Below are 25737 nucleotides of genomic sequence, written 5' to 3'. Positions count from 1 at the left end.
TTCCACGAGAAACTGTTGTGACTACTTGGAGCGACGTCCTGGGTTCAGAAAAAGAGCAACCATACTTTCTGGACATTATTAACTTTCTGGCTCAAGAGCGAGCCAGTGGTAAACAGATCTACCCCCCCAAAGATAAGGTTTTTAATGCGTTCAAGGCAACTGAATTCGATCAGGTTAAAGTCGTCATTTTAGGACAGGATCCTTACCATGGTCCAAACCAGGCTCATGGGCTCTGCTTTTCAGTTCAACCCGGTATCAAAACACCACCCTCACTGGCTAATATTTATAAAGAATTAGCCAACTCAATTGATGGGTTTCAAATACCTCAACATGGTTACCTACAACACTGGGCCGATCAGGGTGTGTTACTTCTCAATACGGTCTTAACCGTGGAACAGGGTAAAGCCCACTCGCATGCTAAAATCGGTTGGGAGCAGTTCACTGATAAAGTGGTTGAAATATTGAATCAGCATAGAGAGAACCTGGTCTTTTTATTGTGGGGAAGTCATGCCAAGAAAAAAGGCGAGTCCGTTGATCGTAACCGACACCTAGTTTTAACAGCTCCGCACCCTTCACCACTTTCTGCCCACCGCGGCTTTTTTGGTTGCAACCACTTTGTCGAGACCAATGACTACCTTAAACAGCAGCAGATCCCCCCCATCGACTGGCGATTACCGACAACTGTTTAATGCCCTGGGAAGAAGTAATTCTCGGTAAAAAACTACACCCGCACACAATAACTGATACAATGCGGGCAATTCTTGTAATACATCCCACAGGCGCTCAGTTTGCTGAATAAAGATCGCTCTCGTCAGGTTTTAGAAATATCCTTGCCCATAGTAGGCGGCATGATATCCCAGAATATTTTGAATCTGGTGGATGCGGCTATGGTTGGGACACAGGGTAGTGCAGCGATCGCAGCAATAGGAATTTCTGGCTTCATTAACTTTATGGCTGTAGCCTTCTTTACAGGCTTTGCAGCTGGTGTTCAGGCCATGGTTTCTCGCCGTATCGGAGAGGGACGGAGCACAGAAGCAGCCTATCCGATGAACGCGGCGCTGGCAATTATTACGCTACTTGCCTTGCCAACCAGTATCATTCTTTTTTTCCTGGCCCCACAGATTCTTAGCCTGTTGAACGATGACCCTGAGCTGTTACAGGAGGGAATACCTTACCTGCAGGCACGGTTCGCGGGTATTTTGGCCATTGGCCTTAATTTCAGTTTCCGTAGCTACTGGAGTGCTATTAATCAAACCCAGTATTATCTACGCACATTACTGGTCATGCATACCATCAATATCTTTCTGAACTATACTCTCATCTTCGGACACTTTGGTATGCCTGAATTAGGCACTACGGGTGCTGGGATTGGTACCACAATATCTGTAGCGCTTGGCACAGTCTACTACCACCTCTTAGCAACCAAGCACACAAAGCACTTCGGCTATCTTTCTCACATTGCTAGTTGCCCAACAGTACGCTCTATACTCAGGATATCTATCCCCTCAGCACTACAACAATTATTTTTTGCTGGTGGCTTTACTGCACTATTCTGGATTATTGGTCAGGTGGGAACGCATCAACTAGCTGCCGCCAACGCTATAACTAATGTCATGCTGGTGGCAATATTACCCTGCATTGCTCTGGGAATAGGTGCTGCAACTTTGGTTGGTCGGTCATTAGGACAGCAAGATCCTCACAATGCCTACCGCTGGGGTTGGGATGTAGTCAAGATGGGAATCATTTTCTCGTTAGCTTTAGGCGCTTTATTCTTTATCTTTACCGATGAAATTATGGGGATCTTCCTCAAGGAACCTGAAGCTCTGGCTGCAGCACATTGGCCATTTAAACTATCTGCGCTAATTATTGTTATCGATGCCATTGGCCTGATTTTCCTCAACGCCCTAAATGGCGCAGGCTCTACAAAGCCTACACTGTACGTATCCATAATTTCACAGTGGGTCCTATTCCTCCCTGTGGCCTGGTATCTAGGCCCGTATCTGGATAAGAACTTGACCATTATATGGATTGCATACGCAGTCTATCGAGTCCTGCAGACAGGAGCCTTTATCTGGCTCTGGCAAAGACGTGGCTGGAGTCGAATTCTGTTCGATTAATTTGTACGGTCTTTGCCTTTAATGGTCCCAACCAGCGTGATAAACAGCAGTATCGGCAAATACCAGGCGTATACTCCAGGCGCCAATGGAGAAATCGAAAAGCTCGTTCCCAGCAGCAGACACTGCGCACCGTATGGTAATACACCCTGAATACTACAGGCGCCAATATCAACGAGGCTCGCACTTTGTTTTGGCTTTACTTTATTTTTGTGAGCCAGCTCATGTGTAACATCCCCCGCCAAAATTATACTGACTGTATTGTTTGCCACAGCAAGATTGGTGATTGCGGTCGTGCTCAGTATTGCAAGCTTTGCTCTGAGCTTGGAGCGAGCCACACTGAATAAGTCACTGACATGATGCACCAGCCAATCAAGACCACCCTGAGCCTTAATCAAGCCACCCAATCCTCCTATAAGCATCGATAGAAGGAATATATCTTGCATGCTTGTGAACCCCTGGTACATGGTTGAAGCAACACCAGTTTCTGCGGAAAAACTTTGCCCAAGTAATCCAATAGCTATAGCGCTCAATATTCCAATGGTCAAAATCACAAACACGTTCCAGCCTAACAAAGCCAAACCAAGAATAAATGCGTAAGGAATCAGGTTATACCAATCATAGGGTTTAATAGTAACGGCTTCACCCTGCCCCGCAAAAATACTGTATAAAATGACAGTAATTACTGCTGCGGGGATCGCCCAACGTGCATTTTGCTTTAATTTGTCCGTGGCGGTTGTACCCTGAGTGCGGATTGCAGCAATCGAAGTATCAGAAATCACTGATAAGTTATCACCAAACATTGCTCCACTCAGCAATATACCGGCCACTAAAGCTGGGGAGATCTGAAGACTTTCAGTTAAGCCTACACCGATAGGAGCCAACGCTGCCAGCGTGCCCATAGATGTGCCCATAGAGAATGAAACCAAAGCAGCTATCAGGAACAGTCCCGGCAAAATAAATGAGGCAGGAATAATATCCAGACATAGATTAACTACCGCAGCTACGGCCCCAATTTGTGTGGTCAAGGCCCCAAATGCTCCAGCCAATAGGTATATCAGGCACATTGCAATAATATTGCTGTCGCCCATACCTTTCAGCAGATAGCCAATACTTTTTTCGATAGAATCTTTAGCCAGTAAAACAGACAAGGCAATAGCCGGTAACACCGCGATTGGGGCAGGTAATTGATAAAATGCCATATCAACCCCCTGCAAGCTGTAATAAATCCCGGTGCCAAGGAATAGAACAAAAAATACCAGCAGAGGTATGAGAGGAAGAAAGCTAGGCTTAGCACCCGTTGCATTTAAGCTTAAATCCCGGTCTCGAATGGCAGGGTTAGCTTTGGTCTTATCTTCGGATGTTATGGTCTTTTCTGTCATGTCATTACCTAGTTTAACCAAGCTCGCGGACAGAAAGTGCTTTTTGAAAAGCTCTCTTTAGCAGTACTTATAAAGCGCCCGCAAGCGGAACAAATCAGCGCAAAGGGCAACTATATCGGAACTGCCCTTGAAAAACAACATTCGGATGTTTAGAAGTCTATTTCAGCATGTTTGATGCTGGAATATCCTTCGATAAACGCAAAAAATAGTAATCGTACTTATAATCTTTTTCAAAACCGTAGTCTCGATAGATCTTATGTAACCGGTGATTTTCCTTGCGCGTCGTGACTTCAAGCCTAATGGCCTTACTCGCATCGCACAGCATTTTTGCCGCGTCCAGCAAACCTTTAGCAATAGTACGCCTATCAGAGCCACCAAAAATGAAAAAATCATTTAAAATCCAGATGGGCGCTAAACCGATACTAGAAAAAGAGGGATATAATTGAATAAAACCTGTCAGCTCATCATTTTCATAGGATAAAAATATCTTTGATTTTTCTTGTTCAATCAGAGACTTGAGAAACTCTCTTATCTGCTCAGGTTGTGACTCCTGACGGTAAAACTGACGGTATTTATCAAAAGCTGGTACTAAGCTTTCTAAATCATCAATCGTACAGGTTCGTATATCCAATGTTAGGTCCTTAAGCGATTTTTAATATGTTCAGTAAGAATTCAGTTTACTCACTGTATATTTACTGGTAACGATGAGTAAAGACGCCAATAGTAACAAGCAAGCCCCTTACTCGTCACTGTATTATAGTGTTTTTCGAGGAGTTAGCCATGAATAAAGTTTTAATTTCAGCCTTAGCCGCGGCTCTGGTGCTGGGACTAAGCCCAGTGGTCGATGCTAAAGAGCATAAAGGCCCGGGAGCTGATAGAGGCTCCAGCTATAACTCGCACAGTGCTCGAGACCGAGGTGATAAACGTGGTCATAATCGCCGTTCAGAAGCGCGTCATGATAACAAACTAAAATACCGTGATCACGATGATCGTAACAAACATAGCTATCGCGATCGTGATCGTCGCCGACACGACTCACATGCACGTTATCGCGACCGTGATCGTCACCACTACCGTGACCGTTACCGCGACCATCACCGTCCACGGTATAAACATCGCTATTACAAGCATTATCACCCAAGAACCTACCCAACATCGGTATATTATCTTGGTCAGGACTGGTACTACTATGGAGGTTATTACCACCCATACCCCAGATACCATGTACATACCAGATACTGCCACCACCGTTATTGGGAGCCGCTGGCTGTGGGCATCATTCTAGGATCTGTACTAGGGTGGTAATCAAAAAAACGATTTCCTGATCTTAAGAGTTTCGGCTATATCTACAACCCCGAGACTCCCCTTAGTCCGAAACCCCTCTCTTAAGATCAGCTTTTTCTCTCCAAAAAAAAGCCGCTGAAAAGCGGCTTTTTATTTAGTTTCCAATGGGTGAACCTGGAGGAATTTCCAGAGGCTTCACATAGTCGACTTTGAAATCACCAGCCTGATATTTGTCAACCAGTGCTTTAAGCCATAGGAAGCGAACCGGGTTACGTTTTGCCTGAGTTGTCAGCCAACCACCCAGCTTGCCTATTTCACTGTGCAGATGGGCACGTACTTCAGCTGATGCTTCCGGATCAGATGCTGCAATTAATATATGCTTCACGGTAAGGTAGTCGACCCTCTGCTGAATAAGACCTCCCAAACCATCGCTTTCAGTCGCTCTGAGGGTAGCAGAAAGCAATTCTGACAGCATATCTTCTAGGCCAAGGAGCTCAGGATCGCGTGCTTTTTGCTGTAACAAACGAGCCAATCGCTCTGGGTGCAACATTAACTTCAATGTATGCTGTGCAGAAACATCAGCCATAGCAATCGGATCAAGAGTTGAGCCTGTCTGACTAGGGAAACTCTCACGAGTTTTAGAATATCCATAGGCTTTAGGCGGAATCATTTTCAGTATACTCTCTGGCGGCAACAAGGTTTCCACAGACAATGTTCTGAGTAGCACTTCCAGAGCTTCCAGTTGCTGCTCCGTATCTACGCTGCGAACAGGGTAATAACTATCTCCCTTCACGCTATACTCGAAATGTGTCCCTCCAAGCCATTTAACAGCCGCTTCCACCTGATAGCGATGGAATAAATAAAGCGGAACCAGCGTTTCCGCCAACTCCGAAAAAGGTTGACCATCACTTAAGTTAGCCATACCAAAATTTTGAAGAGCATGCTGTCTTATCTCAAGAACACGATTCAGTTCGTGAGCTGGGTTAGTCCCGTTATCCCACAGGTGACCTTCAGACTGAGAGCCACCTTGTGGTCTTGCATCCGGATCGGAAATAAAGAATAAACCTTTGGCCGTCGTATTCCGTACAATATCGCGTAGTGCCTGAGCTTCCTCCTCAGGTTGGAACTCAGCATAGCCGTAACGAACTGCTTCAATATCCCAGCGACCAATTCCTTCGGCGTAAGCCTGTTCTAGTGATATTTTGCCATCCTGCAAGGTTACAAAGGGATGAGGATAGTCCATGACTGAAGCACGATTATTCACGCTGGCAGCAAAATTATGAGCTAAACCCAGTGTATGGCCTACTTCATGGGCAGATAATTGGCGAATTCGTGCTAAAGCCATTTCCAGTGCTTTCTGCTGCTTATTCTCATTGGTTGCTGAACCGGTCAGGGCATTGGCGATTAGTAGATCCTGACGAACTCTAAGCGAGCCGAGCGTTACATGCCCTTTTATAATTTCACCTGTTCTGGGGTCGGCTAAAGCCATACCGTATGACCAACCACGAGTTGCGCGGTGTACCCACTGAATCACGTTATAGCGAACATCCAGAGGATCTACATCTTCCGGCAATACTTTTACTTCATAAGCTCCCTCTAGACCTACTGCATCAAACGCCTGTGCCCACCAGCGAGCTCCTTCCAACAAAGCAGTCTTGACTGGTTCAGGAGCTCCCGGATCGAGATAATAAACTATCGGCTTGATATTGCCTTCTTCATCCCTGGTAATTCGATGACGGTATATCAGTTTTTGTTCAATACTCTCTGTTAAAGGCGTTGCGTAATCGGCAAAGGTTAATGCGAAGAAACCACTTTTAGGGTGGAACTGGCGAGGCTCGTACCCACCATCAGGTAATGCTACAAACTGAACCTGCTGCTGTATAGTAATCAGTCCCGGCGAGGGTACAACCTGCTTTACATAGTCACCAGGATTGTTACCAGTAAATGTTAATAATGATTCAAAGGCCGTATTCTTTGGAAAGTTCTTAGCATTATCTGTCAATACAGCAGAACGAGAACTGTCTACATTGAAGGAGCCCTGATTTGTTACTTCCAGCCTCTCGCTTATACCGTGCAGGTCCTGCATAAGAAAAGGGGTGATATCAATTAAGTGTCGCTTGCCTGAACGTGCTTCAATTTTAAAGCCATACAGAACTGAACTGGCGAAGGCCTCTTTCACGGAAGACTTCTCAGCCATATTATCACTATCAGCACGATAACGTGTATTGAGCTGTTTTAATAATATCTTGTTACCGTACTTCTCAAATTGTACTAAACGGCTTTCACCCAACTGCCCGCGGTCTAGCCCTATATCATTCGACCCCACACCATACGGCAAGCCCGTATACATGATGAAGGGCTGATTAAACTCATTAACCTCCAGCCAAATTTTTCCCTGACTCTTACTGACCTGATATGGCATAAAGCCATTTACCCGGCTGGACTGGTTGCGAATTTCTGACCAGCTAGCTGCATTGGCGCTCACACAAACCAAGCAGACTAGCGTGATAACAGTGGACTGAATTACACGTAGCATGAGCGATTCCCTACTGATGACTAATTATTAACGTTCTAAAAAGCGGTGCTAAAAAATAAACTATTGACCATTAAACGGGCTGAACCCAGCCAATATCCCCGAAAAACAGGATTGTCATTAAACAATATGATACTGCCACGTTCCAGGCGCTGAGCCAAGACAGCTGGGGTATTTTTTATGCGCTCAATGTTCTCTTTTGAGGAATAGCCCGCGACCAAAGGCTTCTTCGAGTAACTTGCGACCGTGACAAAGTCCATCTCTGCAGGCTTAAGTACCTGAGTTCCGGACTTTGTAAAGTGAACCTGGGGCAACCTTAAGCCGTAAGCCAGAGGGTGACTGTTATCAAGCTCGGCCTGATAAATTGCACCACCGATAATTCCTTCGGCAATGACATCGTCGCGCTGACTGAAATCATGATTTTCTGGCTCATCCTCTTCAGGTATAACAACTTCAAACTGAACCAGCCGGTTTCTTGTCGCCCATTCAACTGCCGCTCTAGTTACAATCAGAGTTCCGCCCTCCATAATCCATTCGGTTAAAGCCTGAAACTCTTGAGGTTTCAGGTCCGCATACATGCCATCAACCAAGATTAGGTGAGTATAGTCATCGATTTGATTGAAATTCACGGAGGTCGTGTTCTGCATGGATAGAGGTAGCTCCATGCGGGTATCCATTAAATGCCACATTTCACCTGCTTCGTAGGACATAACCTCGCCTCCGATCAGCATTAATGGACGTGGCATTTTTATCGCGTCAATACTTGGGCTCCCCAGATCAATACCATCCAGAGCTAAACCCGTATCAACACCGTAGATATCAACGCCTGCAGGTAAAAATGCTTCTTTGACTAACGACATAGTCTCTACTTTTTCCTGAGCGCCTCCAGGTAATTGGATAACAATTGCACCGGGCTTAAATTCCACTGGGCCCTGTTTCACTGAAATTGTAAACGGCTCTGTACTGACTTTCGCATTAATATCCTGCTTCAATACTCGAGTTAATCCTTTTGCCGCATTAAAGTTATCCCAGGAAATGACTACAGCCGTTGGATTTTGGCTACCAATCCAGCGCCCTTCTTCTGGCAAGCTCAAAGCCCCTGCTTCAACATCCTCCAGCTCTCCCCGTCTTAGATGCTGGTACTCGACATTAAAAGCCAGTGGCAAGGTCCAGGCAGAAACATCATAAAAGGTATTGTCCTTAAACTTGGTTCGCGTCTCGAACATTGATTTCAATAAACCATATTGTTGTTGATCAAAACTGACTACGTAGGACATGCCCGAAGGATATTCCACACCATCAATCTCAATAGTACTTTTAACACTGTTAACTTCAATATGATGCCCTTTTAATATTCGTAAGAACTCCTGTAAACGGCCTTTATCAGTTGAGGTAAATATGACCCCTTTTTGGGAATCATTATCTGCCTTGTCAGCCTGCTGAACAAAAAAGTCTTTCTGATACTGTTGTAGTTTGTCTTTAAGTCTCAGGGATGCCTCCAGTGTAGAAAACGATGTAGCGACCTGGTTTCTAATGGCAAAAGGAAAGCTTAAAGGCCCATTGACAGAGTCTTGCAGATGACCTCGGGAACTGGCTTGCTCAAATAAAATTCCCACACCACCATTAATATCAGGAAAAGTCGAACCTTTGCCATAATAAAAATCATCAAAGCTTTCTTTGCTGTAGTAAGCGGAGCCCAACTTATCCAGCGCCTTTGCATGAAACTCAGAAATTTCAGCAGTAAGCTCGAAGTTTTCCTCTGAGGTTAAAGGGTTTTGTCTACTTGGAACGCCCGGCTGAAAGAAATAGGTCGAGTTAGTCCCCATTTCATGAAAATCACCGACAATATGGGGGCGCCACTGATAAAAATGCTCGATTCGTGCCTGACTTTCTGGGTGCTGTAACAATAACCAGTCTCTATTCAGATCAAACCAATAATGATTTGTTCGCCCACTCGGCCAGGCTTCATTATGCTCTATGGAGGCGGGGTCGCTATTTAGTTGCTTCCCTTTATAGCGATTAACCCAGTTTGCAAAACGATCCAGACCATCTGGATTCAGCATCGGGTCAATCATAATAATAGTGTTTTCCAGAAGCTGTTGAATCCAGGGCTCTTCTGAAGCAGCTAAACGATAGGCAACTAGCATCGCTGCATTTGCACCACTGGCTTCATTGCCGTGAACAGAGTAGCCAAGCCACACCAGGTTAGGGCCTTCATAGCCGTTAATATCCTGACGTTTTTCTTTAATTGACTCCAGTTGAGCAATATTCTCAGGAGTTGAGATATAAGCAGTAATTAACGGTCGGTTTTCGTGAGTTCGACCAATCTCTTTCAGAGCAACTTTATCCGAGCTCTCCGATAGCGCTTTGAAATAAGCCAAAGACTGATCAGGACGCACATGCCAGGTACCTACCTGATGTCCTAATACCGATTTTGGAGTAGTTGCATCATTGGAAAATTTAATCGATTGATTAAAGTAATACTCCAATGATGGCTCCTGGGCCTTATTTGTTTGAGAATATGTTACGCAACCTATTAATAGTATTAAAAAATATAGTTTTCTGCTCACTGAAGTCATCGCCAATTGTTTTTTCGTCGTTTTCTCCATTCTAAGGCTTGTAAACTTCGCTGCAAGCCCTAACATCAGTTATAATAGTGATAACTGAACAGAAACGGTTTTATTTTTATGATTAGTATTTCAGACGCAGCACAAGAACACTTCCGCCGTCTATTGGCTGGGCAGGAAGAGCCAGACACCGGCATTCGCGTGTTTGTAGTCAATCCAGGTACCGCTCACGCTGAGTGTGGTGTATCTTATTGTCCGCCCGATGCCGTTGAAGAAAACGATACCGAGTTGGAGTTTGAAGGATTTTCGGCATTTATAGACGAAGATAGTGCTCCATACCTGGAAGAAGCCGAAATCGACTACCAGAAAGAACAAACAGGTGGCCAGCTTACGTTGAAGGCGCCAAACGCCAAAGCTCGTAAAGTTGATGACGATGCGCCGGCAGTTGATCGCATTCGCTACTACCTCGAGTCAGAAATTAATCCGGAGCTTGCCAACCATGGCGGTCAGGTAGCATTGATGGAGTTTACCGAAAAGGGTATTGCGGTTCTGCAGTTTGGCGGTGGTTGCCAAGGTTGCGGCATGGTCGACGTCACTTTGAAAGAAGGTATTGAGAAAACCTTAAAAGAGCGTGTACCAGAAGTTAACGGTGTTCAGGATGTTACCGAACACGCAGCTGGAGAGAATCCATACTACTAAGAACTACTTGCTAGTACTTTTATCAAAAAGGCGCTTTTTAGCGCCTTTTTTTACTCATACCATGACATTTGAATCTATTATTGAATTAGATGCTCATGAAGTAATTTCAAAATATCTAACGCATCGTCATCATTGACCAGGAAAGATAAATGGTGATCGCTTGAAGTGTGACTCAGTAATAGCCACTGCTCAGGCAGCTCGGCATCAATCTGCATCATGTGCCATAGCGCCTGGCTGGACTGGCAACCGACCAGCGTGATGATCGCGCTATGTGACAACAAAACACTTCGACAAGTTTCGGCTAACTTAACCGACAATTCATTGAGGATTTCATTGCTGTAAATACTGTTACTGGTTTCCACAGCAACGACTAAAGACTCCTTAGTCGACGCCAATAATTCACAGCCCAAAGCAAAATCATTAAAAATTCCAAAAACTTTCTGTAAGGTTTCTGGTTGTTGGCCACGCCTCCCGAGCAGCAAGGTCATGACCGGCACCTGTTGTTTCAGTGCAATGGCTTTAACCCACTTTGAATCACCGTCATCTTTGTTGATCAATGTGCCTGATTCTTGGGGCTGATGTGTGCTCTTAATTTCAATTGGAATGTTATAAGGCATTACGGTACTGAGACAACGCGGATGCAATATTTTTGCGCCAGCTTCAGCCATCTCGAACGCCTGGTCATAATTGATCTGTTGAATCTTTTTTGCTTCTGGCAATTTATTGGGATCCGTTGTGAACATGCCCGCAACGTCGGTCCATATTTCCAGTTTTTCCGCTTCCAGCAAAGCTGCCAGATAGGAAGCGGAGGTGTCTGACCCTTCTCTTCCCAGCAAAATCGTTTCGCCACTTTTATTGCTGGCGATAAACCCCTGAGTCAGCACAACATCAAATTGTTCTGCCCATTGGTTAGCGAGCTTCTCATCGGGTCTAGGATGACAAACTGCGTTCAAAAAACGATCATTGATATTGTTATGAACTTCATCTTCAGCAACAAATAATTGTCGGGCATCCAGCCACTCAACCCGTTGATGGTCTTTAAACAATTTTCTCAAGAAGGCAGCGCCAAGCGTCGATGATAATAACTCACCATGAGCAACCAGTCTGGCTCTTAACGGTGATGTCAGTTCACCACTTTGATGAATATTTTGCAGGACGCTCTGAACCGATTCAATCCATGGAGTCAACAAAGTATCATCAACCCCCATCTGTTGTGCCATGTCTAAATGGTAGGAGATTAACTCATTCAGTGGCTCCTGATAGTGGCCACTTACTGCGGTTTGAGCCAATGCTTCCAGCTGATTAGTGATATTCTTAAATGCTGAGTGCACAAGGGCAACTTTAAAGCCTTGTTGAAGATACTCAGATACAATGCTTCCGATGTTATTCCAGTCGTCCAGGCTAGAAACGCTGGAACCTCCAAACTTTAGTACGACCCAGGCCGGGTTATTATTTTTATTCGACATGCTCACTACTTGTTGATTTTAGGATTTAACAATAAAGTGATTACCACAATATGGGCAGTGGCCTTCACCGTTCTCTACTGGGATAAATACCCTTGGGTGCTGACTCCATAAGGTTTTCCCCGGCATAGGGCAACTTATGGGAAGATCATCAGCAGTAACTTCAATCCTTTGCTGAGGTGATGACTCAGCCTGGTTTGAATTCGCTTGCTGGTTAGATATTTTTTCACTCACTTTCAGCTCCCTTTAAGGTCTTTAAATTCATTGTACATTGACCGCTTCAAATGTCGAATCCCACAAATTCAAAACCTGTTCTCTTTCACTGTTGAGTTCTGCTTTATCAATTAACGATGGCTGATTCTGTAAAGCATTATGATTACTGATCTGGCGAAATACACGGTAGCAGTCAACCAGCAGATCTCTGCTCTTATTATCAATAAACCCAAACTTTGCCAAAAGTTGTAACCAGTCAACATTATTAAACGGCAGTTGATGAAAAGAGCTTAATTTATTAACCAGTTCTCTCGAATGTTTTAAAGCCCAGTACTGTACGAGGAACTCAATATCAACCAAGCCACCCAAGCCTTGTTTTATGTCCCATAATTTACTGTCAGTCTTATCCAGATTCTTACGCATTTTTTGTCTCATCTTAACCACGTCTTTCGCCAGGTCATCATGCTCAGACTGGGGTGGTTTAGATTTTGACAAAATATCTCCACGCAATTGCATATACTCATTCTTTAGAGGTTCATCCCCTGTTACAGGACGAGCTCGAACCAGAGCCTGATGTTCCCAGGTCCAGGCTTCATTATGCTGATATTTTTTGAAGGCATCGATATGACTGACCAGCATCCCAGAGCGGCCTGATGGACGCAATCGAGTGTCTACCTCATACATGATACCTTGCTGAGTTCTAGTACTGAGATAATGGACTAACCTTTGTGCCAGCCGCGTATAAAACTGATGCAGTTCAAGCGCCTTGTCTCCGCTGTTGTCTCTTCCTGAGGTCTGAGTTTGAGGGTCACCCTGATACAAAAACACCAAATCAAGATCAGAGCCATACCCCAGCTCATCACCGCCCAACTTGCCATAGCCCAGGACTAAAAAGCCTGAGGCAAAACCCTCCTCACAACCAGGAGGGGCTCCAAACTTCGCTACTGTTTCTCGCCAGGCTAACTGTAATAGATAGTCAACAATCACTTCCGCCAAGTCAGTTAACTGCTGGGAAACAGCACTGATATCAAAGCGACCAGTCAAGTCTCCCGCAGCGATTTTGAATTGGCTGGCTTGTTTAAACCCGCCGAGAGCTATCAACTGCTCCTCAATATCATCCAGCTCGATGCGAATTAGAGCCTGTCTCAACTGATTAGCCAGATCATCTTTGCTCAACTGCTTTCCCAGATTACTTGGAAATAAGAGTTCATCAAGCAAAGAAGGATAGATCGACATTTGCTTGGCAAGCCAACGCGACTGAGAAACCAGCTGAACCAGATATTCCAGCACAGGCAAATTTTCTGCAAGCATTTCAAAGTAGGCTGTACGGCGACCAATTCCTCTCAATAACTCGGTACAGCGCTGCAAAGTCATGTTAGGCTCTGGCTGACTAGCAGTCTCGATGAGAAGGTGGGGCAATAACTGATCCAGTCGAGTCAGTCCCCGGCTACCAATCTTTCGATCGGAAAATTCCGAGCGGAAACTTTTTATATCCTCAACCATATCTTCGGTGATCTTAAACTGCTCTAGCAAATCCTGTTTATCAGCATCTTTTACATCACCTTCTATCCAGCTAGACAGCTTTTCATATTCTGCATCCATTCCTTCTTCTTCGTGGGGGTCGTGAAACAGTCCTTTAAAGAATTGTGCAACCCTGCTTTGATGCTGCTCCAGCTCCTGAGTTAAATCGTCCCAGCTGGTTGCTCCCATCATTATACTGATCTGAGCTCTTACGTTCTTATCCACGGGTAATTCTTGTGTCTGCTTTTCATCATGTATTTGAAGAGCATTTTCCAACACACGCAAAAATTCATAAGCCTTTTTAAGATGGTGACTTTCTTTTACAGGCAGCAGCTCTTTAACCTTTAACACATCCAGACTATTCCACCAGTTTTTTGTCTGCAACACCGGGTAGCGTCCGCCACTGATGAGCTGTAACGACTGTACGATAAACTCCAGTTCGCGGATACCTCCATCACCCAGCTTGATATTTCCTTGTGTATCTTTACGAAGTAACTCACTTGCGATTTTCTGTTTTAGCTGACGAATGGATTCGAGCACACTGAAATCAATGTATCGACGATAACTGAATGGACGAATAATACTTTCTAACTCAGCTCGATTATCATCATGACCGTTCAAAACGCGCGCCTTGATCATAGCGAAGCGTTCCCATTCTCGGCCCTGCTCGACATAGTAATCCTGCAATGCATTGAAGTTTGCCACCAAAGCGCCGCTCTGACCGTATGGTCGTAGTCGCATATCTACCCGATATACAAAACCATCATAAGTGATATCCGATAGTAGACTGATTAGCTTCTGGCCCAGACGAACGAAAAATTTTTGATTTTCAATGGGTCGGCTCTCATGATCGGTTTCTCCATCCTCTGGAAAGGTGAAAATTAAATCAATGTCCGACGAAAAGTTCAACTCACGTCCACCCAGCTTCCCCATAGCCAGAATTAAAAGTTCCTGTTGTGCACCGCCTTTACCTCTAGGAACTCCATATTGCTGGTGAAGCTGATGCTCAGACCACCGATAAGCGGCCTGAATTAAAATATCGGCTAACGTTGACTGATAAAAGGTAATAGATTTGATATCTATTCGATCAAGAATATCCTGAACCGCAATAATCACTGACCAATAATGTCGCTTCTGTCGAAGCCGTTGTTTCATATCAAACTCTGTGAGTGACAGTTCAAACTCTTCCGGGAGCTTGCTCAATCCCTGCTCGATAGATACTGCTTCTATCGCATCCAACAGCCACTGCGGATATTTAATGGCCCACCGATATATATAATCACTGGCGGTTAATAACCAGGTCACCAGCACAGCATCATATAAACTGTCATCCGATACGGCTTGCTGCCACTCAGAAAAACGTTGTTCTGAGGTAGTCTCTAATTTTGCTGGTATTTTTAAATTCTTTTTCATAGAGCTTCAAGGCTTATCACATGTTCAAGGAACAAACAGTACGACCATACGTCGATACCATTCATAATTCAATCTGGCGATTCATTTTTGGCATTATAACTTATTGAAAATCAGATAATTACAGTTGTTTACAAAATCAATCTAGTTTAAATTATGGCACACTGCTAGGATTAAATAGCTAATTATTATAAGGAGTCAGTTGTTATGGGTATGGGCACCATCATCACATTAGTGATCATCGTAGCTTTAGTGCTGTTTTTTATCGGCATCTACAACAAACTGGTTACACTTCGTAACCGCTTCAAAAATGCCTTTGCACAAATCGATGTTCAACTAAACCGTCGCTACGATCTTATTCCTAACCTGGTCGAAACTGCGAAAGGTTACATGAAGCATGAAAAAGAAACTTTGGAAGCTGTAATCAGTGCGCGCAACAGTGCCGTATCTGCCAACCAGGAGGCAGCAGCCCACCCTGACGATCCAGATGCTATCAAGCACCTAAACCAGGCTGAAGGACAGTTAACCGGTGCGTTAGGACGTCTGTTCGCTCTATCCGAGTCTTATCCCGATCTCAAGGCGAATCAAACCATGGAACAGCTGATGGAAGAGCTGAGCACCACCGAGAACAAAATTGCTTTTGCACGCCAGGCCTATAACGATGCCGTGATGCAATACAACACCTACCGAGAACAGGTTCCTAATAACTTTATTGCTAACCCTTTTGGCTTTGTGGAAGCAGAGTTATTTGAAGTTGAAGACGAGCAGGTTCGCGAGTCGGTTAAAGTCTCTTTCGACTAAAATCTTGTAGCCACAATAAACTATGGATTTCTTTGAACATCAGGAAGCAGCTCGGCGTAAAACCAAGCTGCTTGTTTTCTACTTCCTGAGTGCCGTCATATTAATCGTCGTTGCACTGAACTTCGCGCTATGGGGATTGTTCAATCTCAGTGGTTTCAGCTCCAATGCCGAGGGCCAGGGTATCCCTCTCAGCCAATGGTTTACCGAAAGCTGGTTTTATATCATTACTTTTGGCTCCCTTGCGCTAATAATCCTGGGTAGCCTCTACCGTTGGATTACCTTGAGGGGCGGTGGTAGATCCGTAGCTCAGATGGTTAATGCCCGTGAAATTTTACCTGACACAAACGACCTCCAGGAAAGACAGCTACTGAACGTAGTTGAGGAAATGTCTATTGCATCAGGCACAGCTGTACCCACCGTTTATGTCATGGATCAGGAAGATGCCATCAATGCTTTTGTCGCTGGAATAGAGACTGCTGATACGGTCATGGTGGTGACTCGAGGGGCTTTGGAGCAACTCTCTCGACAGGAGCTCCAGGGTGTGGTCGCTCATGAGTTCAGTCATATTTTTAATGCTGATATGCGGATTAATGTTCGACTGATCAGCATACTCGCAGGCATATTAATTCTCGGTCAGGCCGGTTACTTCATCATGCGGGCCTTTCGCTATGGAGGAAGGACCCGTAGCAGCAAGGAAAGTGGCGGCATAGTAGTAGCCATAATCCTCATCGGTGTGTCGATTTACGCAATAGGATCAATCGGACTGTTTTTCGGTCGATTAATCAAGGCGGCTATCTCCCGACAGCGTGAATATCTGGCCGATGCTTCAGCCGTTCAATACTCCAGAGATAACGAAGGTCTAGCCGGGGCTTTTATCAAAATAAAACATCAGGGCTCGTTGCTCAGCAACTCGCATGCTGAAGAAACTAGCCACATGTGTATTTCAGAACCTATCAAGCTGAGCTTTAACAGTCTGGCCACACATCCGCCGATTGAAAACCGTCTGGAAGCTATTATGCCTGGATGGGAAAACATGGAAACACAATTTATAGAAGAACAGCAACGCAAGAAGGAGCAGGCGACAGCGCCGAAAGAAGAAGCTTCCAGTAATAACAAAAATGGCGTATTTGATATTGGAGGGTTAGCAGACACCATTGGCAAGCCGACTAATTTGCACATGCACGCAGCAGGTGCCTTACTACTGGCTCTTCCAGATCTAATTAAAAATGCTGCTCACGGCTCTCACTCAAGTAACAGCGCCATAAACCTGGTGTTCGCTTTACTTCTGAGTGATCACGGACAGGTTGAACAGAACTCTCTGGACTCAATATCACAGGTATATGGCGAACAAAGTAGCGATAAAATATTGGAGCTTGCCAGTTCGATCACCAGAGATCAGCGCCAACTCCGTCTCGCTATTCTCGATTTGGCGATGCCCAGCTTACGCAGACTGTCAAAAGCCGAGAGCCAGCAATTTTTCAGATTACTCAGAAAATTGATTCATCAGGATCAGCACGTCAGTCCTTTCGAGTATGTTCTTTACTGTCTCATCCACAAAAATTTAATCGGAAGAGAGCAGCAAGGCAGCAAATCCATCACCCGCTTTAATAAAGTTGATGAAGAGTTACAGGTATTACTATCAACCGTTATTCACTCAAGCGGCCAAGAAATGGAAAATAAAAAGGCCGTATTCCGTCAGGTCTTTGATGGTATGATTTCGAGCGAACGCGAACTTCTGGAAAAAGATTTTAACGCAGAACAGTTCCATCAGGCGTTGAACAAATTACGTCGCCTGTCCCCTATGCTGAAAAAACCTCTGCTTAATGGGCTTGAAGAAGCAATCAAACAGGATGGAGTGATTCGACATCAGGAACTAGAGCTACTTAGAGCGATTGCGGAATGTCTCGACTGCCCTATTCCACCGATTATTGAAGAAAGTCAAAAAGAGGCGATTGAGTCAGCAAATAAACATCTAAACAAAGCTTAAATGCGGGCACCGCCCGCTAATTACCGCCTAATTCCAGTACGGATTACGCGCTAACGCTTCTTCACGCATGCCCTTTAGCACGACCAAGGTTTCTGTTTCCGTCTCTTCCAACAATGGGTCTTCAACCCCTTCAGCTTCCAGTGCCTTTTCTAAATACACCAGCTGTTGCAATAGTTGAATATTAGCCACTATATCGGCCCAGCCTCGTCGATAATCTCTACGCGCGCGATCATCGAATAAGCTTCCAAAAAATAAGCCAATATCCAGCGTTCGTAACATTTTAGGAAGATAGTGAATATATTCTTTTTTACTGAGAGTGACCTTATCCGACAAATGACGTTTCAAGTCTCTCAGTAGGTGCTGCAATTGCTTGATTGCATATGGAAATACTTCTTTTTTAAGAATTTTTTTCTGCTCGCTATCACTCAAGGCTTCGCGCCACTCTTTCATATAAAGCCATCGAGAAAAGGTTAGAAGCTTCAGATTATAGGATGGCGTATTCAGATACTCTACAAAGTGCTTATGCTCTTCTATAAAAGACTTTTCAAGCCCCTCTTCCAGTGTCGCCAGTTCAGCATAATGAAAACCATACAGCTTACTGCTTTTCAACCAGTTAATTTCTTCTGCAATGGTGTAGAGCTTAGAAAACCTCTGTGTTATTTCACGCCAGTCACGACGCAAGTGAATCAAACTATGTCTTGGAATAACTGCAGCGAAAACCGAATACATGGTCTGCATAAACATCAGGGCTCTATTGAGCTGTAGCACGGCTTCAATACTCGGCTCACGCTTAATTCTTTTAATATAATGCTGCCAATGCCCCAGTCCTTTGTGAGCAATACTTTCAAAAGCACCTTCTGCCGAAGTTTTAGAGGTCAGGTTCACCAGATCGAGTCGTTTCGTATGCTCTGGAGCAGAACGACACATTCGATAGCCACGTTCGGCCTTGCTCTCGCTATCCAATACCAGGCCAAATTCACCGATCAGCTTCTCTCCAAGTTCGAATAAAATACTCGCATCTTCGCCTTCCTTTAGCTCAAGCTCAACCTCACACAGATCTCTTGGCTTTTCATCTATGCCCTCCACACAACTAATCTGCCCCTGATCCAGTGCAGCCTCGATAACAGCCCCATCAACATTTATGATGGCAACATCTCGATAAAAATTAGTGCTGAAGATGGGCGCCAATGGTCCGTCTTCTTCCTCTGCCTCTTCCAGCAGAATCATCAGGTAGGGTTCCGTTACCAGGTCAAGCTGTAGCTCATCATCCGGCAAGTCGTTCTCAGCTTCATTACGCTGATACAATCCGCCTACTACACGCCCAGCGGATTTCACGGATTGAATAAAGCGATCGCCATCCTTGCGAACACGTAAACCAATATTAGTCGCTCTTAGACGGTGATTTTTTGTATCATAATAGGTGTTATGGAGATATTTCTGCTCCCACTCAAGTTCAGCGGAACTTCCTTCTGAGGCTCCCATTTCCGCTAACCATCGCTTGACCAGCTGAATTGTCTCGGTGCTTGCTGATAGCTTTAATTCTATTTCGATCGACATTGTTTTTACTTGCTTTATAGCAAACTCATTTCTTCAGTTTACAGTGCGAAAAGTTTATTGCCAAACTCTAATTAGGTTGCATAACAGGCACCTTCCGCTTCCACCTCTTTCATCCACTAATAATTTCTGGATATACCTTAAACGGTAGTTGTAGCCAGCACGGCTCATCTAAACTATAATATTGCCCTAAAATTCATTCATTTTTAACCGTTCTGGGGTAGATATGGCCAATTCGATACTCGATATGTTTGCGTCATCACCGATCCGTCCAATGCAGGACCATATGGGCAAAGTACACGAGTGTGCTAAACAGCTTATACCGTTCTTCAAAGCGACGATCGCCAAAGACTGGCAGGAAGCCGAAAAAATCAAAGATAATATTCGCCAGCTAGAAAACGACGCTGATGATCTAAAGCATGACCTTCGTATGCACCTACCAAAGGGACTTTTCTTGCCAGTAGCAAGAACAGACCTGCTATCTCTACTGAGCAAGCAAGACAAAATCGCCAATATCTCTCGAGATATTGCGGGTGTTGTCTTCGCTCGAAAAATGGAATTTCCTGAAAATGTACACGCAGACCTTCTAGGATTACTGCAACGCTCCATAGACGCCTCTAAGCAGGCTTACAAGGCTATCAATGAGCTTGACGAGCTGCTTGCTACCGGTTTCCGTGGTCGTGAAGCAGCACTGGTTGAAGAGCTTATTGAACAGCTTGACCTCATTGAGAACGATACAGATGACCTACAGCGAGCTTTACTGTTCAAAATTTTCGAGCAGGAAGAAGAACTACCACCTGTCGCGGTGATGTTCATGTATAAGGTTATACGTTACATCGGCGATTTAGCGGACAGCGCACAAAGCGTTGGCTCTCGCCTTGAAATGACTATTGCACGTTAATTGATACACGAGTTCATCGTAGGGGGAACTTTTGGATTTTTTATTACAGAACGCAGACACCATAATCTGGATCGCAGTCGCTTTCGGCTTTCTAATGGCATTCGGTATTGGTGCAAACGACGTTGCAAACGCAATGGGTACATCAGTTGGTGCAAAGGCACTGACACTGAAGCAGGCTATTATCGTTGCAGCTATTTTTGAGTTCGCCGGTGCTTACCTTGCGGGTGGCGAAGTCACAAAAACCATTCGTAAAGGCATGATCGATGCCAATTACTTTACTGGACAGCCTGAGCTATTGGTCTATGGTATGATGGCCGCCCTTTTGGCTGCCGGCATATGGCTTCTGATAGCGTCACGACTGGGCTGGCCCGTGTCTACGACTCACTCTATCGTTGGTGCTATTGTTGGTTTCGCAGCCGTTGGTGTGACTACTCAGGCAGTTAACTGGGGTAAAGTTGGTTCAATCGTTGGTAGCTGGATCATCACACCAGTTCTAGCGGGCGTCATTGCATTCCTGATAGTTCTTAGCGTACAAAAATTGATTCTTAACGCTTCGGATCCATTCGAAAAAGCAAAACGCTATGTGCCTTTCTATATGTTCCTGGCTGGTTTCGTTATTGCTCTGGTAACGATCCTTAAAGGACTCAAGCACTTGTTTAAAGACAAGAGCATCGAGCTAAGCCTAGTCGAAGTTTATCTGATTGCAGCTGGTGTCGGCCTACTTATTGCCGTTATTGGTGCCATCTTTATCAGCCGTATCAAGGTTGATAAAAAAGAAAACAAAGAGTACCAGTTCGCCAGTGTTGAGAAGGTTTTCGCAGTATTAATGATTGTTACCGCCTGTGGTATGGCCTTTGCCCATGGCTCAAATGACGTTGCAAACGCAATTGGTCCTCTGGCAGCGGTCGTTAGCGTAATCCAGAACAGTGGTGAAATTGGCGCTAAAGCAGCCGTAGACCCACGAATTCTTCTGGTTGGTGCTATCGGTATCGTTATCGGTCTTATCGTACTTGGTAGCCGCGTAATGAAAACCATCGGTCAGAAAATCACTCACTTAACACCAAGCCGAGGCTTCGCAGCTGAATTAGCAGCAGCTTCAACGGTAATTATTGCCAGTGGTGCAGGTCTTCCAATCTCAACCACTCAAACATTGGTGGGTGCGGTACTGGGTGTGGGTATGGCCCGTGGTATTGCGGCACTGAATCTTGGTGTTGTTCGAAATATCTTTGTTTCCTGGGTAGTTACCCTACCTGCAGGCGCAATTCTTTCGATTATATTCTTCTATATTTTCAAGGCTATCTTCCAGTAATATAGCTACTGGTTCTAAAGCCTGTAAGAAAAGGTGGTCGCATCAGTCGATCACCTCTTCCCCCCCTCAAAAACCTACTATATACTTGCCCACTTAAACCGTTTCAATTTTACAGGATTTTACATGTTTCGTATCCTGACTATATGGGCTATCCTATTCACTTCTGGACTGTTTAGCAGCGCTGTGTTTGCTGCCGATGAAGCGTCCACTCCATCACCAGACTCTGAGTCACAGTATTACGTTTCAGACGATCTTGGCGTGATACTTAGAAGTGGCCCAACCAACCGCTACCGAGTTATCGGTAAAATTACTGCGGGCACCCCTATTACCATCCTGCAAAGCGATACCGCAAATGAAAGCTCTGAAGTGAGAGTGGCTAATGGCGACTCTGGCTGGATTCGCTCAGAGTACATTACTGTTCAACCCACCGTTCAGGCCAAGTATCAACAACTTATAACTGAAAATCAGCAGTTAAAACAGAAAGTTGCAGAGCTCACCCAAGAGATCGCTGACAAAGGTAACGTTATTCAGCTTAACGATAAGCTTCAACAGGAAGTGTCGCAGTTAGAAAATGAAGCAGCCACACTTCGACAACAAGCCGCCCTACAGAAAGATCGTTTCCATAAAGATGTTTTCTATGCCGGCGCTATAGTGTTATTGTTTGGTATGTTTTTAAGCTGGATTCTTTCAAGATTTAGCCAAAAGAAACGTCATCGCTCCGGCTGGCGTTAAGGTTTACAGGCATATGTTTTAGGTATTAAAAAGAATGTTACGAGCTAGTCAAATATTTTCAGATAATTACAAAGACCTGCCCTTGGATCAGTGGCAGACGTTGATCACCCAAAATTATGCAGTTGACGAGTCAGATTATCTGAATGAACTGCTGGCGCTAGCCACACCTGATAAGGACACCATTGAAAAAGTCACGCGCCAAGCCAGCGATCTGGTCGAAGCCATTCGACAGGATGAGCGCTCTAAAGAAGGTGTAGAAGCGTTTCTTCAGCAATACAGTCTGAGCACTAAAGAAGGCATTATTCTAATGTGCCTGGCTGAGGCATTGCTACGTATTCCCGATGCAAAAGTTGCCAACGATCTGATTCGTGACAAACTGACATCTGCTGACTGGGAAAAGCATACGGGGCAAAGTAGCTCGTATTTTGTTAATGCCTCTACCTGGGGCTTGATGCTAACTGGTAAAATCATTGATGTTGATCAGGATGGTGACGGTAAGCCCGACACCATGTTGCGTGGTTTAATCGCTAAATTCGGTGAGCCCGTGATCAGACAGGCAATGAACCAGGCGATGCGCATCATGGGCCGTCAGTTCGTTTTAGGACGTACAATCAAAGAAGCACTGAAGCGTGGTGCTAAAAGTGTCCAGAAGGGTTATACCCACTCTTTTGATATGCTTGGGGAAGCAGCTTATACCGCTAAGGACGCTCAGCGCTACTATGAAGCTTACAGTAATGCCATCGCTGAAATTGGTGCAGTTAAAGTTCAGGAAGGAAATGAAGCTCCCAGTATTTCAATTAAACTTTCCGCACTTCACCCACGTTATGAAGAAGGACAGCGAGATCGTATTCTGACTGAGATGGTGGGAACTGTCAGTAAACTGGTAAAACAGGCGCGAGATCTTGATGTGGCAGTTACGATTGATGCTGAAGAAGCCGACCGTCTGGAGATATCGCTGGATGTGTTTGAAGCTGTTTATGACTCAACAGTCTGTGATGATTGGGAAGGGTTCGGTATGGTGGTTCAAGCCTACTCAAAGCGCGCCTTACCGGTTCTCGGCTGGCTTAATGCCTTATCCAAAAAACACGGCCGCAGAATTCCTCTGCGACTGGTTAAAGGTGCTTACTGGGACTCAGAGATTAAATGGTCGCAACAAGGTGGTTACAGCAGCTACCCAGTATTTACTCGTAAGTGTGGTACTGACGTTTCCTATTTAGCTTGCGCTAATTACCTGCTAAACGCTGATGGTAAATTTTACCCTCAGTTTGCTACCCACAACGCACAAACCGTGTTCAGCATCATGAATATGGCTGGCACCAGTCGAGACTTTGAGTTCCAACGCCTGCACGGAATGGGCGAAGCATTATATGATATGGTACTTAACCAGTATCCTGATCTTCATTGCCGTATATATGCTCCAGTAGGTAACCATAAGGACCTGCTACCCTACTTAGTCCGACGACTGCTTGAGAATGGTGCTAATACATCATTCGTGCACCAGTTAGTTGATGAGAAGACTCCTGTTATGGAGTTGGCTGAACACCCATCTACTGTGCTTAAGAGTTTTGAAACCTTACACAATGATCGAATTCCATTACCGCCACATATTTATGAAGATTTTGGCGAGATGCGTTTGAATTCGAGTGGTACTAATTTACATATTCAAAGTGAGACAGAGCCGTTTATGAACCAGGTCAAACATTACTTAGATAACCAGTGGCACGCTAAGCCAATTATCGATGGTCAAGAATTTACCAGTGAAGAAGAGCAAGTGATTTGTCCTTACGACCATAGCCATACCGTAGGTACAGTTCATAAGGCAACTGAAGAACAAGCTCTTAAAGCGTTGGATGTGGCGCATCAGAACTTTATTGGGTGGGATGTTACTCCTGTTCAGCAACGTTCAGCATTACTGGATAAAGTTGCTGACACACTGGAGTCCCATAAGCATGAACTGATTGCTTTATGCAGTCGTGACGGCGGAAAAAGCATTCAGGATGGTATTGATGAGGTTCGCGAGGCCATCGATTTCTGCCGCTACTATGCCTACAACGCACGTAACCAGTTCGGCCATGAGATTCACCTGCCAGGTCCAACGGGCGAAAGTAATGACTTATATCTGCAGGGTCGCGGGGTCTTTGCCTGCATTAGCCCATGGAACTTCCCGCTGGCTATCTTCATCGGTCAGGTTGCGGCAGCATTGGTTGCTGGTAATACCGTTATCGCTAAACCAGCAGATCAAACCACATTAGTCGCATATCGCGCCGTGCAATTGATGCATGAGGCAGGCATTCCAACCAGCGTGCTACAGTTTGTACCAATCCGAGGCTCAGTCCTGGGTAAAGTTATTCTGTCCGACAACCGTATTGGCGGCGTCGCCTTCACCGGTTCAACCAGCACAGCTCATACGATTAACCGCACTTTGGCTTCTCGCGATGCCATGCTATCACCACTGATTGCTGAAACAGGTGGTCAGAATGCCATGATCGTAGACAGCTCGGCATTGCCAGAGCAGGTAGTTGAAGATGTGATCCACTCAGCCTTTACCAGTGCCGGTCAGCGTTGTTCAGCGCTACGTGTACTTTATTTACAGGAAGAAATCGCAGACAAAATTATTGAAGTTCTATCAGGTGCAATGCAGGAACTTCGCCTGGGCAATCCTACCGATTTATCGACAGATGTTGGCCCTGTAATTGATATGGCGGCGCGCGAAGAGCTGCAGGAACATATTGATGAACTTAAAGCGGCCGGTAAGTTAATTGCCGAGACACCAATGCCAGAAGGGTTGGAAGGACATGGTAGCTTCCTTTCTCCTGTTGCATTCGAAATCAACCATATCAACGATTTGGAACAAGAGTGGTTCGGCCCTATCGTACATATCGTGCGCTATAAAGCGAAAGACTTAGACAAAGTCATTGACCAGATTAACAATTACGGCTTTGGCCTGACGCTTGGCGTTCACTCACGTAACGAATCCACGGCTCTTTACATTGATAAACGCGCCCGAGTGGGTAACGTCTACATCAACCGTAACATGATCGGTGCAACCGTTGGTGTACAACCATTCGGTGGTCAGGGGCTGTCGGGCACAGGTCCAAAAGCAGGCGGTCCTTTTTACCTATATCGCTTTGCTACTGAGCATACACGTACCAATAACACTGCAGCCATTGGTGGTAACGCTTCATTGTTATCACTGGGTGATGAAGATGTTTCACCTGAGTTCCTGCAACAGGAACAGGACTCATAAAAAGACTTTTCATAAGCTGG

18 protein-coding genes are annotated in these 25737 nt (G+C 45.0%); 10 read left to right on the top strand and 8 right to left on the bottom strand.

Going from position 1 to position 25737, the window contains the following annotated elements; genetic code table 11:
- The first annotated feature begins 17 nt into the window (after nt 1-17).
- Together ung and KS2013_RS02255 are read left to right on the top strand one after the other, a co-directional pair.
- Nucleotides 18-689, top strand: a complete 672-nt coding sequence (gene ung, locus KS2013_RS02260; RefSeq protein ID WP_068989117.1) for a uracil-DNA glycosylase — start codon at nt 18-20, stop codon at nt 687-689.
- 99 nt (nt 690-788) lie between these two features.
- The gene (locus KS2013_RS02255) at nt 789-2117 is read left to right on the top strand and encodes an MATE family efflux transporter (RefSeq protein ID WP_068989113.1); all 1329 of its coding nucleotides are present in this window, start codon (nt 789-791) and stop codon (nt 2115-2117) included.
- Here the strand turns inward: KS2013_RS02255 and KS2013_RS02250 are convergent.
- Entirely contained in the window at nt 2114-3496 is a 1383-nt protein-coding gene (locus KS2013_RS02250) for a Na+/H+ antiporter NhaC family protein (protein ID WP_083217761.1), read from the bottom strand. The two genes, KS2013_RS02255 and KS2013_RS02250, sit on opposite strands and share 4 nt — an antisense overlap.
- Before the next feature lie 157 nt (nt 3497-3653).
- Nucleotides 3654-4127: a GNAT family N-acetyltransferase gene (locus tag KS2013_RS02245; RefSeq protein WP_068989111.1), complete on the bottom strand. Its 474-nt coding sequence runs from the start codon at nt 4125-4127 to the stop codon at nt 3654-3656.
- 149 nt (nt 4128-4276) lie between these two features.
- On the opposite strand from KS2013_RS02245, the gene KS2013_RS02240 reads away from it, so the two are divergent.
- Nucleotides 4277-4801: a hypothetical protein gene (locus KS2013_RS02240; RefSeq protein ID WP_068989108.1), complete on the top strand. Its 525-nt coding sequence runs from the start codon at nt 4277-4279 to the stop codon at nt 4799-4801.
- A gap of 133 nt (nt 4802-4934) precedes the next feature.
- Here the strand turns inward: KS2013_RS02240 and KS2013_RS02235 are convergent, their stop codons facing one another.
- Nucleotides 4935-7316: a zinc-dependent metalloprotease gene (locus tag KS2013_RS02235; protein WP_068989104.1), complete on the bottom strand. Its 2382-nt coding sequence runs from the start codon at nt 7314-7316 to the stop codon at nt 4935-4937.
- Nucleotides 7317-7351: 35 nt separating this feature from the next.
- Nucleotides 7352-9802: a M14 family metallopeptidase gene (locus KS2013_RS02230; RefSeq protein ID WP_228703705.1), complete on the bottom strand. Its 2451-nt coding sequence runs from the start codon at nt 9800-9802 to the stop codon at nt 7352-7354.
- Nucleotides 9803-10000: 198 nt separating this feature from the next.
- Here KS2013_RS02230 and nfuA point away from each other — a divergent pair, with 198 nt between their 5' ends.
- Nucleotides 10001-10579, top strand: a complete 579-nt coding sequence (gene nfuA, locus KS2013_RS02225; RefSeq protein WP_068989096.1) for a Fe-S biogenesis protein NfuA — start codon at nt 10001-10003, stop codon at nt 10577-10579.
- A gap of 77 nt (nt 10580-10656) precedes the next feature.
- On the opposite strand, the gene KS2013_RS02220 is transcribed toward nfuA, so the two are convergent.
- Genes KS2013_RS02220 through glnE form a run of 3 tightly spaced genes read right to left on the bottom strand, consistent with a single transcriptional unit; the run spans nt 10657 to nt 15189 of the window.
- Entirely contained in the window at nt 10657-12045 is a 1389-nt protein-coding gene (locus KS2013_RS02220; protein ID WP_068989091.1) for an aspartate kinase, read from the bottom strand.
- Nucleotides 12046-12063: 18 nt separating this feature from the next.
- Complete coding sequence (locus tag KS2013_RS12040) at nt 12064-12276, bottom strand: zinc-finger domain-containing protein (protein ID WP_228703704.1); 213 nt, start codon at nt 12274-12276, stop codon at nt 12064-12066.
- Between the two features lie 27 nt (nt 12277-12303).
- Nucleotides 12304-15189 (bottom strand): bifunctional [glutamate--ammonia ligase]-adenylyl-L-tyrosine phosphorylase/[glutamate--ammonia-ligase] adenylyltransferase, encoded by a 2886-nt coding sequence (gene glnE, locus KS2013_RS02210; RefSeq protein ID WP_068989087.1) that lies wholly within the window; start codon nt 15187-15189, stop codon nt 12304-12306.
- A gap of 210 nt (nt 15190-15399) precedes the next feature.
- On the opposite strand from glnE, the gene KS2013_RS02205 reads away from it, so the two are divergent.
- Complete coding sequence (locus KS2013_RS02205; protein WP_068994309.1) at nt 15400-15987, top strand: LemA family protein; 588 nt, start codon at nt 15400-15402, stop codon at nt 15985-15987.
- Between the two features lie 22 nt (nt 15988-16009).
- Nucleotides 16010-17974 (top strand): M48 family metallopeptidase, encoded by a 1965-nt coding sequence (locus KS2013_RS02200; protein ID WP_068989084.1) that lies wholly within the window; start codon nt 16010-16012, stop codon nt 17972-17974.
- Nucleotides 17975-18001: 27 nt separating this feature from the next.
- On the opposite strand, the gene KS2013_RS02195 is transcribed toward KS2013_RS02200, so the two are convergent.
- Complete coding sequence (locus tag KS2013_RS02195) at nt 18002-19531, bottom strand: CYTH and CHAD domain-containing protein (RefSeq protein ID WP_068989082.1); 1530 nt, start codon at nt 19529-19531, stop codon at nt 18002-18004.
- Between the two features lie 223 nt (nt 19532-19754).
- On the opposite strand from KS2013_RS02195, the gene KS2013_RS02190 reads away from it, so the two are divergent.
- The 4 genes from KS2013_RS02190 (at nt 19755) to putA (ending at nt 25717) form a co-directional block, all read left to right on the top strand.
- The gene (locus KS2013_RS02190) at nt 19755-20429 is read left to right on the top strand and encodes a TIGR00153 family protein (protein ID WP_068989078.1); all 675 of its coding nucleotides are present in this window, start codon (nt 19755-19757) and stop codon (nt 20427-20429) included.
- 31 nt (nt 20430-20460) lie between these two features.
- Nucleotides 20461-21738 (top strand): inorganic phosphate transporter, encoded by a 1278-nt coding sequence (locus KS2013_RS02185; protein ID WP_068989074.1) that lies wholly within the window; start codon nt 20461-20463, stop codon nt 21736-21738.
- A gap of 123 nt (nt 21739-21861) precedes the next feature.
- Nucleotides 21862-22470 (top strand): TIGR04211 family SH3 domain-containing protein, encoded by a 609-nt coding sequence (locus KS2013_RS02180; protein ID WP_068989069.1) that lies wholly within the window; start codon nt 21862-21864, stop codon nt 22468-22470.
- A gap of 34 nt (nt 22471-22504) precedes the next feature.
- Nucleotides 22505-25717, top strand: a complete 3213-nt coding sequence (gene putA, locus KS2013_RS02175; RefSeq protein WP_068989067.1) for a bifunctional proline dehydrogenase/L-glutamate gamma-semialdehyde dehydrogenase PutA — start codon at nt 22505-22507, stop codon at nt 25715-25717.
- Nucleotides 25718-25737: the final 20 nt, after the last annotated feature.

Origin of the sequence: Kangiella sediminilitoris (assembly GCF_001708405.1) — a bacterium.
GTDB lineage: Bacteria > Pseudomonadota > Gammaproteobacteria > Enterobacterales > Kangiellaceae > Kangiella > Kangiella sediminilitoris.
Note: the sequence above shows the minus strand (reverse complement) of the source record. Positions and strands in the feature narration are given on the sequence as shown.